This window comes from Serratia sp. CY38905, assembly GCF_052168875.1.
Taxonomy (GTDB): domain Bacteria; phylum Pseudomonadota; class Gammaproteobacteria; order Enterobacterales; family Enterobacteriaceae; genus Serratia; species Serratia sarumanii.
In genome coordinates, this window is the sequence record NZ_JBJNLV010000001.1 from 87,023 (window position 1) to 100,953 (window position 13,931).

Consider the following 13,931-nt stretch of genomic DNA (forward strand, 5'->3'; position numbering starts at 1 on the left):
TTCTTATTCTATTAATTAAAGTGCAGCTAAATGAATACGTTCAACCCACCTCTGGGTGGCGTCTTTGCGGGCTTTCTCTCATACGGCAAGGAATATAAGATGAAAAAAACTCTGATGGCATTGACCTCGGTAGCAACCCTGCTGTGCGCCAACGGCGCGGCTAACGCAGCAGGCACCATTCAAGGCACGCTAGGCGTGACGCTGACCATCGGCGCCGGTTGCGTCGTGGGGGGCGGCAACAGCAGCGGTTCCGTCAACGACTTCGGCTCCATCAGCTTCGGCACTTACTCTTCACTGGCCAACATCATCGACGCCAGCGCCACCGGCGCAGGGGGGGCCGGTACGCTGTCATTGACCTGCACCACCGGCACAGACTACACAGTGGCGCTGGACAACGGGCTCCACGTCACGTCAGGCACCCAACGCCGCATGGCCAGCACGGCAGGCGCATTCATCAGCTATAACCTTTACCAGGATGCCGCGCGCACCACCGCCTGGGGCAGCGGCGCCAACGCGCTGACCGGCACCGGCACCGGCGCCGCCGTTCCGCTGATCGTGTATGGCCGCGTGCCGGCGGTCGGTTCTACCCCAGCGGCGGACACCTATAACGACACCGTCACGATGACGGTCACCTGGTAACGGTGCGGCTCGCACTTTGCTGCGGAGGATTATGGGCGTGCAGCCTGTTGGCGCAGGCCGACAGTAAAACGGCGACCCTCGGCGTCAGCGCGACCTTACTCAGCGCCTGTGAAGCCGGCAGCAGCTCAGGCGGCAACGTCAGCTTCGGCACGCTGAATTTCGGCACGCTGTATTTTCTCAGCACCGCCACCAGCGTCGCCGGGCAGCAAAACGCCGGCGCCATTCGGGTGAAATGCACCAACGGCACCAGCTACAGCGTTCTGCTTGGCGGCGGGCAAAGCGGCAATACCGCGGCCCGCTACCTGCAAAGCGCGGCCGGCCAACGGGTGAATTACAACCTGTACACCAACGCCGCCCACAGCACCATTTGGGACAATCTGACGGGCGTGTCACAAACCGCCAACGGTTCGGACAACTGGCTACCGGTCTATGGCATGATTCCGGCGCAGTCCACGCCCCCGACAGGCAGCTACACCGACACGGTACAGGTCACGATCAATTGGTAATGACGATGCGCGCTTCCATTTGCGGTTTGCTGTTCTGCCTGCCGCTTTCCCCGGCTCAAAGCGATACCGGCGTCAACGACTTGACCAAAAGCCAGCCGTTCACCGTCAATGCAACCGTGGTAAAAGGCTGCGTATTAGGCAGCGGCGTCAGCGACGTGACCACCTTCGGCACCCTGAACTTCGGCCAGCTGTCCTCGCTGAGCAACGCGGTCAGCGTCGTCTCCAGCAGCGGCGCCGGTTCGGTGCTGTTTCGCTGCAACCCGGGGCTGAGCGTTACGCTGGCCCTCGGCGTCGGCAATCATGTGACCGGATCCATCGCCGGCGGCAGAAAATTACAAAACGCCGCCACGTCGGAAACGCTGCTGTATCAACTTTATCAAGACAGCAACTACGCCACCATTTGGGGGGATGGCGCCAACGGCGGCGCGGCGCAGACCGTCGCCGCCACCGGCAGCACGCAAGAAATCAAGGTTTACGCCCGTCTGTTTTCGACCAGTACCCTGCCCACCAGTGGCGTTTACAGCGATACGGTCTTGTTGACGGTCACTTATTAAGTTTTTTTGCAATAAGGATGAGTTATGCGCATACCCTTCCGCCTGCCGTTAACGGCAGCCCTGCTCCTGGCAAGCCAGCAGCACGCCCTGGCCGCGGCCTCCATTCTCATTTGGCCAATCGATCCGGTGATTGAAGATCAACAACAGGCCACCGCGCTGTGGCTGGAAAATCGCGACAGCAAACCGGTCTATATGCAAATTCGCGTGTTGGGTTGGCGGCAAACCGCCGGCAAAGACGATTACAGCAACCAAAGCGACGTGATCGCCAGCCCGCCGGTGGCGTCGATCGCGCCAGGCAAACGCCAGCTGATACGCCTGATCAAACAGTCGGCCCCGGCGGCGGGACAGGAGCGCGCCTACCGCATTTTGGTCGATGAAGTGCCGGTGAAAGAACAGTCGTCTGGCGCCGCTCCCGGCGGTGCGGAGATGGGGCTGAAATTCCAGATGCGCTACTCGGTGCCGCTGTTCGTCAGCGGCAAGGGCATTTGGACCAAGCAGGACAGCGAAAAACCGCGCGATTACGCAACCGCCAGCCAACCTCAGCTCAGCTATCGTCTACAGCAGCAAAGCAGCGAACGCTGGCTGGAGGTGCGAAATCAAGGCGCAGTGCATGCCCGCATGTCGAAAGTGACGCTGCAAGGCCGCAGCCTGAATTCCGGTCTGATGGGATACGTGCTGCCCGGTTCGCAAATGCGCTTCGCCTTGCCGCCCGCCGGCGGTTTCAGCAGCGGCAAACTGATGGCCACGGTCAATGACAACAAACAGCCCGTAGCCATTCCGTCTTATTGAGGCCCAGGTGCAGCCGACAGGGAGGCTATCGACGCGGCGCTTCAGCCTTAAGCCGCTGGCGTTTGCCATGCTGAGCATGGCGGCCGGCGGCTGGCTGCCGTTTGCGCTCGGCGACGATCTGCCGCCGCCGCCCAGCGCCGTCAGCATGCCGGACACCACGCTGTATCTGGAGCCGGTCGTCAACGGGCGCCAAACCGGCAACGTCGTGCCGGTCAACTACCGCGGCGGCCATTACTACATGACGCCCCAGCAACTGCTCGACGCCGGGCTGCCGGTAGCGGATAAGCAGGCGAAAGAGATCGCCGTCGATCGGCTGGAGAAGGTGGATGTCAGCTACAGCGGCGAGAGCCAGCAGTTGCTGATCAACGTGCCCAACGACTGGTTGCCGCAGCAAACCATCGGCGCCCATTCACCGTTGCAGCGCTTGCCGGCGCAAAGCAGTCTGGGTTTGCTGTTCAACTACGACATCTATGCCAGCCAAAGCAACGGCAATGGCCGGCCGGGCTACCTGTCGGCGTGGAGCGAACAGCGGCTGTTCGACGGGTTCGGCGTCATCGCCAACACCGGCATCTACCGCAGCGGGTTTAACGGCGGGCCGAACGACGATGGCGGGCGCTATATTCGATACGACAGCTACTGGCGTTTCAACGACGACCAGCGGATGCTGAGTGTGATCGCCGGTGACCTTACCACCGGCTCGCTCCCCTGGAGCAGCGCCGTGCGCATCGGCGGCTTGCAATTGGCGCGCAATTTCGCGGTGCGCCCGGATCTTATCACCTACCCGCTGCCGCAATTTTCCGGCCAGGCGGCATTGCCCAGCAGCGTCGATTTATACATCAACAGCTATAAAAACAGCACCACCAACATCAATCCCGGGCCGTTCACCCTCAACAGCGTGCCCTACATTAACGGCGCGGGTCAGGCCACCGTCGTCACCACCGACGCCCTCGGCCGCCAGGTCAGCACCACGGTACCGTTCTACGTGGCCAGCAACCTGCTGCAGACCGGCATGAGCGATTTCAGCATTTCCACCGGTTTGCTGCGGCGCAACTACGGGTTGAATTCTGCCGATTACGGGCAATGGGTCGGCAGCGCCAGCTTACGTTACGGCGTCACTGATTGGTTAACCCTGGAAGGACGCGCCGAAGGCGCAGCCGAGTTGGCGGTTGGCGGCGCCGGCGCCGACCTTCGCGTCGGGCAATGGGGAGTTCTCAACGCGTCCTACAGCGTCAGCCAGGCCGGCGATGAAGCGTTTAACGGCGGACAGGCGATACAATCCCCCACCTATTACGATCCGCTGACCGGCAGGCCGTTGCAACAGCCGGATCCCCAGCCCGTCTATCGCTACACCGGCAACCACGGCGATCAGAGCAGCTTTGGTTACACCTACAGCAACCAACGTTTCAGCCTCAACGCCCAACGCATCCTGCGCAGCGCCGATTTTGGCGACATTTCCGTGTATAAAAGCGACTACCGCCTGAGCCGCCGCACCGATCAGTTGACCGGCAGCGTCAGCCTGGGCCGGCTCGGCAGCCTCGGCGCCGGTTATTTTGACGTCCGCGACGCCATCGCTCAGCGAACCCGCCTGGTGAACCTGTCCTACAGCGTATCGCTTTGGCGCAACAGCAGCCTGTACGCCTCGCTGAACCGGGAAATCGGCAGCAGCGGTTACAGCGCCCAGCTGCAGCTCTCCATTCCGTTCGACAGCTGGGGCACGGCCAGCTTCAGCGCCGCGCGCGACAACAACAACCGCTGGAGCGAACGCGTCAGCTACAGCCGCGCCGCGCCGACCAATGGCGGTTTCGGCTGGAATCTGGCCTACGCCAATAACCCGAGCGGCGGCGATTACCGCCAGGCCGATCTGACCTGGCGCACCCGCAGACTCGAAGCCCGAGCGGGCGTATACGGCACCCGCGATGAAACCAACCACTGGGGAGAAATCAGCGGTTCGCTGGTGGCGATGAACGGCGGCGTGTACGCCACCAACACCATCAACGATGCCTTTGCGCTGGTGTCCACGCAAGGATACGCCGACATTCCGGTGAGCTATGAGAACCAGCCGATCGGCAAGACCGACGCCCAGGGCTATTTACTGGTGCCGACCGTCACCTCTTACTACCATGCGAAATTCCAGATTGATCCGCTCAACCTGCCCGCCGACGTCGCGCTGCCGACGGTGGAGAAAACCGTCGCCATTCGCGATCACAGCGGTTTTCTGGTTGAGTTCCCCATCCAACCCATCTCCGCCGCCGACGTCGAACTTGTTGACGAGCAAGGCAAACCGTTGGCCAACGGCAGCCAGGTGGCGGTGGTTGGCGGCAATCAGCAAAGCTATGTCGGTTGGGATGGCATGACCTATATCGACCCGGTGCAACAACACAATCGGCTGAGCGTGATCCCGGCCGACGGCGGCCCGCCGTGTCAGGCGGAATTCAGCCTGGCGAAGCCTCAGGGCATCCAGCGCGTCGGCCCGGTTGTCTGCCGCTAATTCAACGACGGAGAGTCACTATGTTTCGGGGATTGAAAGCCTTCTTATTGTTAACCCTCTCGCTGCTGTTCTGTCAGCGCGCATTCGCCGACTGCGCCACCACCAACGGCACCGTCACCTTACCGGGAAGCAGCTCTTTCGTGGTCTACAACGGGCAGATCAACGCCCAGGGCACCGCCGGCCTCAACTGCACCGGCCTCGGGCTATCGCTGCTGTCGCAGAACACCGTCACGGTCAAGGTTGCGTCGACCACCAACGGCATGGCGGTCGCCAACACCGACGGTTCCGGCGATAAAATCGCCTACCTGATCTATCCCGACGCCAACTATCAATATCCCTACAGCATCGGGCAGACCATTGACTACAGTTCACTGAATCTATTGTCGCTGATCCTGATCTCCTCCAACGTCAACTTTCCGCTGTATATCAAAACCACCGCCGGCGCCAACGTGCGTTCGGGCACCTATACCGACACCATCAACCTGATCTGGAACTACCATATCTGCGGCCTCGGCGTGCTCGGCCTGTGCATCTGGTGGGACGGCGTCAACAAGGCCAGCACGGTCAGCGTCAGCGTCGCCATCACCAAAGACTGCCTGATCGGCACCGCGCCCAACGTCAACTTCGGCAGCATGGCATTGGTCGGGCAGTTCAATCCTGTCAATCAGAGCATCACCCTGACCTGCACCAAAACCGAGGGATACAACACCTATTTCACCAACGGCAATAACCCGGTCTCCGGTTGGCGGCGTATGAAAAGCGGCACCAGCAATTTCATGCAGTATCAGATTTACTTGCCCAATACGACGACCGTTTGGGATAGCACCAACAAACAGAGCGGCGCCGGCACCGGGCTGGCGCAAAGCATCCCGTATAAGGCGGCGGTCAATGCGGCGCAGACGGAAGTGGCGGTCGGCAGCTATCAAGACAATCTCAGTTTTGTGGTGGAATACTAGGCGCGGTGCTTTGCCGTCGTGGAAATTGTTTCCAAAATGTAATTTTTATGTGGCATTTTTTGCTCACTTGGCTATGCTGTTACCGATGGCCGCACTGGTCTAACCTCCTACCACACCATTGAGCAAGGAGTTCCCATGAGCAAAACCGTCGTAAAAATTGGCAGCTTCGAGGTCGATGACGCGCATCTTCACGCCGGCGCCGACCGCGCCGGCACCCTGAGCATTCCCTGCAAGTCCGATCCGGATCTGTGCATGCAGCTGGACGGTTGGGATGAACACACCAGCATTCCGGCGATCCTCGACGGCAAACAGTCACTGCTGTACAAGCAGCACTACGATCGGCAGGCGGACGCCTGGGTGATGCGGCTGGCATGAAAATGCATCAGAACTGCTGACGACGCGCTGTTTTCATCGGAAACAGCGCGTTTTTTTATGCGATGGCGATGCCGCGGCCGGCAAAGAAAGGGGTGAAGCGGCTGAGCGGCAGGTGCACCCGCTCGCGCGTCGCCGGGCTGTCGCCCGAAGGATTGTGGAAGGTCACGCTTTGCGCATCGGCGGCGGTGATCAGCACCAGATGCCCGCCCCGCTGCGGCGGTATGCTCTCCGGCCGGCGAATGGAGGGATGCACCGAGGCGATAAAGTAACGGCATTCTTGAAGCAGCGCCGGCACGTCAGCGGCCTCCAGCCCCACCTTCACCTCCGCTTGCAGCGCGAACTGCTCGCGTACGAACTCGACGAACGGCGCGTAAATCAGCCCCTTTATCCGCTCCCCTTCGCGCACATAGGCGCCGTAAGGCAGGCTGCGCCGCGCCAGCTCCAGCAGCGGCGGCGCTTCGCCGTCGCGGTGGCCCAGCACCATTTTCAGACAGGCCATGCCGCACACGTGATTGGCCCACTCGACGTACTCCGCCCGATCGCGGGCGCCGCTGCGCGCCCAATTTTCGTCTTGCGCCAGCGTCGCGCGGCCGGCGATCAGATCGGCGGCCAGCTCCGGGCTGGCCCACTGGCACTCGTAGGGAACGGCGCGCATAAGATTAGAATTTGTCGACGACTTTGAAATTCATCAGCACCAGCGTCATGTCCGGCGAGAACAGATCGTACTCTTCAAAGAAGCGCTGCAGCTCTTTGCGCCAGTGCGCCAGCGAGCGATCGCCCTCGCCTTCGGCAAAGGCGTGCGCTTCATCAACCTGATCGTAAGTTTTCATTTCCACCGCGGTCAGCTCGACCGCGCAGACCGGCTCACCCTTGCCGTCCACCACCAGGAACCGATCGCCGGCCTGCGGGATCCCCTCGCCGTCGAGGTTGGAACAGGTGGCCGTTTTGGTGCCATTGAGGATCAATTGCACCACTTCATCGGCCTGCTGCTCGGTATCGCCGAACGCCCAGCGCTCAAGGTGCTCGTATTTCTGTGGAATTGCCGTCGCCATGATTATACCTTTAGGAAAAATGCATCAATGCAGACAGGATAGTACAACGTATTGCCGGCCGTCTGCATCCGTCGCAAGCGCGACTGCGCGTTCCGCCACCGCCGCCTTTACGCGTTTTTACCGTTCTTCGCTGTGCCTGTCGCGCTGTCGGGCGCATACTGTGAACATTATTCACCCAATGGCGACCGCCAGGCGGCAACATGCGGCAAAATGACATCGATGCTGACGATACCTTCAGCGATTTACTCAACGGCGTCGCGTTAGTGACGCTTTTCCTCATCATCCTCGCCGGTGGATGGTATTTCAGCTAAAGGGGAAACAACGTGGCAACAAAACGCATGGGCGCCAAGCTCAGTAAAATGGTGGTGGTGCTGCTGCTGATCTGCCTGGCGTTGCTGCTGTTGCGTTGGGCGGCGATAGCCTTCGGTTAATCCCGCGAAACGACGCCGGCCAAACGCCGGCGCCCTGCTCACCGCCGCCGCGGCACGGTCGGCTCCAGCAACTCCCGCAAATAGGCCAAGCGCGCCTCTCCCTGCGGCAACCAGCGGCGACACAGCCAATGCTGCGTTTCACCCGTGCGGCTCAGGCGGTAGTACTCCGCTAAGGTTTCGACCCAGTTCATGATGTTTTCTCCTGCTTTTCGACACCGCAAGTATTGAGCGTAAAAACCAGAAGAAATACTGATGGCTTGTTTTTTATGCTTCCTGTTTTAGGCAGCCGGTAGCGAAGCCGCAGTTCAGCTGCTACATTGGGCAAAAATCAACCAACCGAGGTAGGCCATGACGTTCTCGGAACAGGAGATTAAACCCGTATGGGATGAGGTCGCACGCCTGATCGGCGACGGCGTGATGCAGCTGCGCCATCGCGGCGAAGCGCTGTCGGTGGAAACGCTGGAAAAACATCTGGCGCGGCAGCTGGCCGACAGCAACGATATCGAACGGCGCATCCTGCTCGGCGCCGCCATCAACATGCTGAAAGGCGGAAAATGAATCGCCAACCGAAAAGGTTGGCGATCCGACAGAAGCCCGAGGTATGCAAGCCCGGCCTTCTGCGCGCTACTATGTCACGCTAATATGACGGAATTAATAGGAATTGTCGGGTTTTTGCCCAAAACGCCCTATTTTTGTTGCCTGTATTACGCCAACACGAAATCACCCGCATCCAGCGGCTGCCCCACCACTTTCACCAGGAAATCGCTGCCGGTGTTGAACAGCGTCAGATCGTTCTTGTCTTCACCGCGCACGAAGTCGCGGATCCAATCCGCCGGTGGCGGTGAGGAAGTCGCGATCGGTATTGGAATTGAAACCGTAGATCGTATCGCCAATGCGGGTGTGCATGTTGGCGCCGTAGAAATGCGGGATCGCCGTGATGTCGTTGAGCAATGGCCCGGATGAGTACGCGCCTTTAAAGTCCTGCCCGATGTTGCTTTCGCTGAAATAGCTCATCACGCTGTGGGTGCGGCTGTCCTCGAAATAAAAAACCGGGGCAATCCAACCCCGGCTATCCATAAGAAATTCTGGACTCAGACTAACCAACCGAGCAGCAGCGTCGCGCCAATGACCGTGGAAGCGCCGCCGATGCGCGTGGCGATTTGGGCGAACGGCATTAGCCCCATGCGGTTCGATGCCGACAGGATCGCCACGTCACCGGTGCCGCCCAGGCCGCTGTGACAACAGGTGACGATCGCCGCTTCCACCGGGAACATCTTCAGGTAAGGCGCAATCATGAAACTGACCAGCCCCATCGACAGCACCACCGAACCGCAGACCACCACATAACCGACCGAGAACACCGCCACCACGCTTTCCAGCGGCACGTACAGCATGCCCAGACCGATCATCAGCGGCCACACCAGCGCGGTGGAGACGAACTTGTAGAAACTGTGCGCGCCGGTCTCCATCGAGGCCGGGATCACCCGGCAGTATTTGCACAGCACCGCGAACAGGATCATCAGCACCGGGCCGGGAATATGCACGATGTGTTCAAACAGGCCGCCGACGATAAAGAAGGCGCAGATCACCAGCAACCCGCCGCCCATCAGTTGGAAATCGACGTTGCCGCTTTGCTCCTTGATGGCGAACATCGCGTTCTCCTGCGCCGAGCGGATCAGCATGCCGTCGCCGCTCAGCGCCTTGCGCTGCATGCCGATGCGCGCCAGCACCCCGGCGGTCACGATGGCGAAGATGTTGCCCAGCACCGCCGCCGGCGCCAGCTGCGCGACGTAGACGTCCGGCGTCGCTCCCAGGATCGCCGAATAGGCCAGCGACAGCGGTAAAATCCCCTCGCCGATGCCGCCGCCGATGATCGGCACGATGATGAAGAAGAAGGTGTGATAAAAGGTAAAGCCGAACAGCTTGCCCACCAGCAGCCCGGTGATCACCGCCGTCACCGTACCAACCACCAAGGGCACAAACATGCGAATCATCCCCTGAATCAGGATCACCCGGTTCATGCCGAGAATGCTGCCGACCACCAGACTGGCGATGACGAAATAGAGCAGGTTGGCGTCTTTCATCAGCAAATGGACGGTGCCCATGACGTTGGGCTGGAAGACATTGAAATAGACCAGCACCGACGGCACCATCAAACACAGAATGGCCGGCCCGCCGATATCGCGCAGCACGGGAATGCTTTTTCCCAACTGCGCCAGCGCAAAGCCCAGCGTCATTATCACCGCCAGGCCGCCGATCATATTCTTCGGCAGGAAGTTGGCGTAGGCGGAAATCGCCACGATCGCGCAAATCGTGATAAACAACGCGATCGGTACCGCACCGATATCTATTTGACGAAGTTGATTAATTAACCCTGAGGATTCGGACGATGCCGTATTTTTATCACAGGCCAGTTCTGCATTTATCTGTTTCATTATTCACCCTGCTGACAAGCGTACAGTACGGTTAGATTCACCTGGCGCAACAGTCCTGCCATAGCCAAGCAAAAACAAATGATTACGAAAAATCCTATTGTGGATTTCGCTTTTTCTAATAAGAAATAAAACAGTGGACAGCCCTGACGATATGATAAAAAATAAAAATGCAAAACTAAATTACGCCGGCGAAATTCAATATTGTGACCCTCCGCCAAGGTTGGTTTTAATTAATTATCGTCAGCATTTTGTAATTAAAGTAAGCAGGCTTAAATTCGCTGCTATGCTATAGGAGGGCGAAAAAGCCCCCTGTTTTATTAATAAAGAACCGGAAACGCATTAGCTGAATCCGGTCAGCTTGATCCGAACCTTAATCCTGCGCGCGGCACCGCACGGGAAAGAGGCATAATATGACTCATAAGGAAGTAGAATATGTCTTCACGCGCTGTTACCCCACAAACCCTCGCTCGCTACGGCATCCATCAGGCCGCCGACATCGTCTATAACCCCAGCTATGAATTGCTGTTCGCCGAAGAGACCCGCGCCGACCTGCCGCCGCTGGAACGCGGCACCCTCACCCAACTCGGCGCGGTCAACGTCGCGACCGGTGAGTTCACCGGCCGTTCGCCGAAGGACAAATACATCGTGCGCGACGACACCACGCGCGATACCGTCTGGTGGTCGGACAACGGCACCGGCAAAAATGACAACCAGCCGCTCTCCCCGGAAGTCTGGCAGCATCTGAAGACGCTGGTGGGCAACCAGCTCTCCGGCAAGCGTCTGTTCGTGGTGGACGCGTTCTGCGGCGCCAACGCCGACACGCGCCTGAAAGTGCGCTTCATCACCGAGGTGGCCTGGCAGGCGCACTTCGTGAAAAACATGTTTATTCGCCCGAGCGACGCCGAACTGGCGGACTTCGAGCCGGACTTCGTGGTGCTGAACGGCGCCAAATGCACCAACCCGGACTGGCAGCAGCAAGGGCTGCATTCGGAGAACTTCGTCGCCTTCAACCTGACGGAACGCATGCAGCTGATCGGCGGCACCTGGTACGGCGGCGAGATGAAGAAAGGCCTGTTCTCGATCATGAACTATCTGCTGCCGCTGAAGGGCATCGCCTCGATGCACTGCTCGGCCAACGTCGGCGAGCAAGGCGACGTGGCGGTGTTCTTCGGCCTGTCCGGCACCGGCAAAACCACCCTCTCCACCGATCCGAAGCGCCAGCTGATCGGCGATGACGAGCACGGCTGGGACGACGACGGCGTGTTCAACTTCGAAGGCGGCTGCTACGCCAAGACCATCAAGCTGTCGCCGCAGGCGGAGCCGGAAATCTATCAGGCGATCCGCCGCGATGCGCTGCTGGAAAACGTCACCGTGCTGGCCGACGGCAGCATCGACTTCGACGACGCCAGCAAGACCGAGAACACCCGCGTTTCCTATCCGATTTATCACATCGAGAACATCGTCAAACCGGTGTCCAAAGCCGGCCATGCGCGCAAGATCATCTTCCTGACCGCCGACGCCTTCGGCGTACTGCCGCCGGTATCGCGCCTGACGCCGGAGCAGACCCAGTACCATTTCCTGTCCGGCTTCACCGCCAAGCTGGCCGGCACCGAGCGCGGCATCACCGCGCCGACGCCGACCTTCTCCGCCTGCTTCGGCGCTGCGTTCCTGACGCTGCACCCGACGCAGTATGCCGAAGTGCTGGTGAAACGCATGGAGGCCGCCGGCGCCCAGGCTTACCTGGTCAACACCGGCTGGAACGGCAGCGGCAAACGTATTTCGATCAAGGATACGCGCGGCATTATCGACGCCATTCTGAATGGCGACATTGAGCAGGCCGGGACGTTCACGCTGCCGATCTTCGGGCTGGAGGTGCCGACCGCGCTGCCGGGCGTCGATCCGTCGATCCTCGATCCGCGCAAAACCTACGCCGACGAGTCGCTGTGGCAGGAGAAAGCGCAGGATTTGGCGCAGCGCTTTATCGATAACTTCGCCAAATATACCGTCACCCCGGCGGGTGAAAAATTGGTGAACGCCGGGCCTAAACGGTAACGGCATTCCCCCGCTCAAGGGCCGATTCGTCGGCCCTTTTTTGTTTTCACTCTTCCTCCATCCACTGCGTTCACCGATGTTTGCCCCGAATGGTGGCGTATCGACAGCATGCGCTGAGCGCCTCACAGTTCCCGCTGAAATCAATTGATTGTTTTGTCGTATAAATTTAGAACTGACGAACAATAATTCAAAAGTATGGGAACGGGGATGAATCAACAGACTCTCGACGCGCGCCGCTCGCGTCAGGCGTTGCTGGCCGGCTCGGTCGGCAACTTTATCGAATGGTATGAGTTCGGGGTGTACGGGTTCCTGGCCATCGTTATCGCCGCCAATTTTTTCACGCTGCAGGGTGAAAACGAAATCACCAGCCTGATCCTCACCTACGCCGCCTTCGCGCTGGCGTTTTTCTGTCGGCCGATCGGCGCGGTGATATTCGGCCGCATCGGCGATCGCATCGGCCGTCGCCCAACGCTGATTGCGGTTCTGCTGTTGATGACGCTGGCCACCGCGCTGATCGGCGTCATGCCGACCTATGCCTCGATCGGCGTCGCCGCCCCGCTGCTACTGACGCTGCTGCGCATGTTTCAGGGGCTGTTCGCCGGCGGTGAATTCGGCGGCGCCGTGTCGCTGATGACCGAGTTCGCCCCGAAGGGCAAGCGCGGGCTGTTTGGCGCCTGGCAATCGCTGACCGTCGCGCTCGGCCTGCTGGCCGGGGCCGGGCTGGTGGCGCTGTTGGCCGCGCTGCTCAGCGTGCAGCAGCTGCATGACTGGGGCTGGCGCATTCCGTTCCTGCTGGCGCTGCCGCTGGGCGCCGTGGCGCTGTGGCTGCGGCTAAAGCTCGAGGAAACGCCCACGTTCACCCAGGCGCAGCAACATGCGGAACACGCCGCCGCGCCGCCGGAAGCGAAGCTGGGCGGCGTGGTGAAAACCATTTTGATCGGCATCGGCCGCATGATGGGCTGGTCGGCCGCCGGCTATACCTTCCTGGTGGTGATGCCTTCCTATTTGCAAACCTCATTGCACGCCACCTTCCAGCAGGCGCTGGTGGCGACGGTGCTCGCCAACGTCGGCTTCGCCCTGACCATTCTGCCGGCGGGCATTGTCAGCGACAAACTGGGGCGTAAAACGGTGATGCTGACGGCGGTGGCGGCGGTGATCCTGTTCACCTTCCCGCTGCTGCACCTGTTGCAGGATGCGCAGAGTTCACTGTGGGCCAAAGGGCTGGCGGTCATGATCGCCGGCGCCGTGGTTGGCCTGCTGGCCGGCCCCGGCCCGGCGATGCTGGCGGAGATGTTCCCGACCCGGGTGCGCTATACCGGCTTGGGGCTGGCTTACTCGCTGTCCAATGCGGTGTTTTCCGGTTCGGCCGGGCTGATTATCACCGGCCTGATCAAACAGACCGGTAATATCGACATTCCCGCCTACTACGTGGTCGCCACCTCGGTGGTCAGCCTGTTTGCGCTGATGACGCTGCGCCGCGACGATCATCTGCGCTCGCTGAACGAACGTTAATCCTCCGGGGGCGCATCGCCCCCTTGCCAACCCGTGACCTCGATCACAAGGCATAAATGTTAACGTTAACTTTTGTGATTAACATCGCATGCGTGATATCTGCTGGCTTCATCCCTTTGCGAGTTAACGTTAACAATAGAAC

At 60.0% G+C, this 13,931-nt stretch carries 15 protein-coding genes and 1 pseudogene; 11 read left to right on the forward strand and 5 right to left on the reverse strand.

Annotation, left to right across the window (positions count from 1 at the left end; all coding sequences use genetic code 11):
• Nucleotides 1-99: 99 nt before the first annotated feature.
• From ACJ8MK_RS00515 to ACJ8MK_RS00545, 7 genes are all read left to right on the forward strand, one after another.
• Nucleotides 100-639 carry a Csu type fimbrial protein gene (locus tag ACJ8MK_RS00515; protein WP_342181759.1) on the forward strand — a complete coding sequence of 180 codons (540 nt, stop codon included), beginning with the start codon at nt 100-102 and terminating at the stop codon, nt 637-639.
• Between the two features lie 2 nt (nt 640-641).
• Nucleotides 642-1,145 (forward strand): Csu type fimbrial protein, encoded by a 504-nt coding sequence (locus ACJ8MK_RS00520; protein WP_071998115.1) that lies wholly within the window; start codon nt 642-644, stop codon nt 1,143-1,145.
• 5 nt (nt 1,146-1,150) lie between these two features.
• A complete protein-coding gene (locus tag ACJ8MK_RS00525; RefSeq protein WP_442517429.1) occupies nt 1,151-1,699 on the forward strand; it encodes a Csu type fimbrial protein in 549 nt (182 codons plus the stop codon).
• Between the two features lie 24 nt (nt 1,700-1,723).
• Complete coding sequence (locus tag ACJ8MK_RS00530; protein WP_442517430.1) at nt 1,724-2,488, forward strand: fimbrial biogenesis chaperone; 765 nt, start codon at nt 1,724-1,726, stop codon at nt 2,486-2,488.
• A gap of 67 nt (nt 2,489-2,555) precedes the next feature.
• A complete protein-coding gene (locus ACJ8MK_RS00535; protein WP_442517601.1) occupies nt 2,556-4,976 on the forward strand; it encodes a fimbria/pilus outer membrane usher protein in 2,421 nt (806 codons plus the stop codon).
• 20 nt (nt 4,977-4,996) lie between these two features.
• On the forward strand, nt 4,997-5,932 hold the full coding sequence (locus tag ACJ8MK_RS00540; protein WP_033638278.1) for a Csu type fimbrial protein: 936 nt from the start codon (nt 4,997-4,999) through the stop codon (nt 5,930-5,932).
• Nucleotides 5,933-6,067: 135 nt separating this feature from the next.
• The gene (locus tag ACJ8MK_RS00545; protein ID WP_004931517.1) at nt 6,068-6,307 is read left to right on the forward strand and encodes a DUF1480 family protein; all 240 of its coding nucleotides are present in this window, start codon (nt 6,068-6,070) and stop codon (nt 6,305-6,307) included.
• A gap of 55 nt (nt 6,308-6,362) precedes the next feature.
• Here ACJ8MK_RS00545 and ACJ8MK_RS00550 read toward each other — a convergent pair whose 3' ends face one another.
• On the reverse strand, nt 6,363-6,962 hold the full coding sequence (locus tag ACJ8MK_RS00550) for a hypothetical protein (RefSeq protein ID WP_033646337.1): 600 nt from the start codon (nt 6,960-6,962) through the stop codon (nt 6,363-6,365).
• Nucleotides 6,963-6,966: 4 nt separating this feature from the next.
• On the reverse strand, nt 6,967-7,359 hold the full coding sequence (locus tag ACJ8MK_RS00555; RefSeq protein WP_033638276.1) for an ASCH domain-containing protein: 393 nt from the start codon (nt 7,357-7,359) through the stop codon (nt 6,967-6,969).
• Nucleotides 7,360-7,697: 338 nt separating this feature from the next.
• Here ACJ8MK_RS00555 and yniD point away from each other — a divergent pair, with 338 nt between their 5' ends.
• On the forward strand, nt 7,698-7,790 hold the full coding sequence (gene yniD / locus ACJ8MK_RS00560; RefSeq protein ID WP_223307179.1) for a small membrane protein YniD: 93 nt from the start codon (nt 7,698-7,700) through the stop codon (nt 7,788-7,790).
• A 38-nt stretch (nt 7,791-7,828) separates the two neighbouring features.
• On the opposite strand, the gene ACJ8MK_RS00565 is transcribed toward yniD, so the two are convergent.
• On the reverse strand, nt 7,829-7,981 hold the full coding sequence (locus tag ACJ8MK_RS00565) for a hypothetical protein (RefSeq protein ID WP_165790328.1): 153 nt from the start codon (nt 7,979-7,981) through the stop codon (nt 7,829-7,831).
• Nucleotides 7,982-8,138: 157 nt separating this feature from the next.
• Here ACJ8MK_RS00565 and ACJ8MK_RS00570 point away from each other — a divergent pair, with 157 nt between their 5' ends.
• The gene (locus tag ACJ8MK_RS00570; protein ID WP_004931526.1) at nt 8,139-8,348 is read left to right on the forward strand and encodes a hypothetical protein; all 210 of its coding nucleotides are present in this window, start codon (nt 8,139-8,141) and stop codon (nt 8,346-8,348) included.
• A gap of 273 nt (nt 8,349-8,621) precedes the next feature.
• Here ACJ8MK_RS00570 and ACJ8MK_RS00575 read toward each other — a convergent pair.
• Together ACJ8MK_RS00575 and ACJ8MK_RS00580 are read right to left on the reverse strand one after the other, a co-directional pair.
• Nucleotides 8,622-8,834, reverse strand: a pseudogene (locus ACJ8MK_RS00575) (M10 family metallopeptidase C-terminal domain-containing protein); the annotation flags it as partial.
• A gap of 47 nt (nt 8,835-8,881) precedes the next feature.
• On the reverse strand, nt 8,882-10,225 hold the full coding sequence (locus ACJ8MK_RS00580; protein WP_060452891.1) for a 2-hydroxycarboxylate transporter family protein: 1,344 nt from the start codon (nt 10,223-10,225) through the stop codon (nt 8,882-8,884).
• 432 nt (nt 10,226-10,657) lie between these two features.
• On the opposite strand from ACJ8MK_RS00580, the gene pckA reads away from it, so the two are divergent.
• On the forward strand, nt 10,658-12,277 hold the full coding sequence (gene pckA / locus ACJ8MK_RS00585) for a phosphoenolpyruvate carboxykinase (ATP) (RefSeq protein ID WP_060426257.1): 1,620 nt from the start codon (nt 10,658-10,660) through the stop codon (nt 12,275-12,277).
• 207 nt (nt 12,278-12,484) lie between these two features.
• Complete coding sequence (locus ACJ8MK_RS00590; RefSeq protein ID WP_103829443.1) at nt 12,485-13,789, forward strand: MFS transporter; 1,305 nt, start codon at nt 12,485-12,487, stop codon at nt 13,787-13,789.
• Nucleotides 13,790-13,931: the final 142 nt, after the last annotated feature.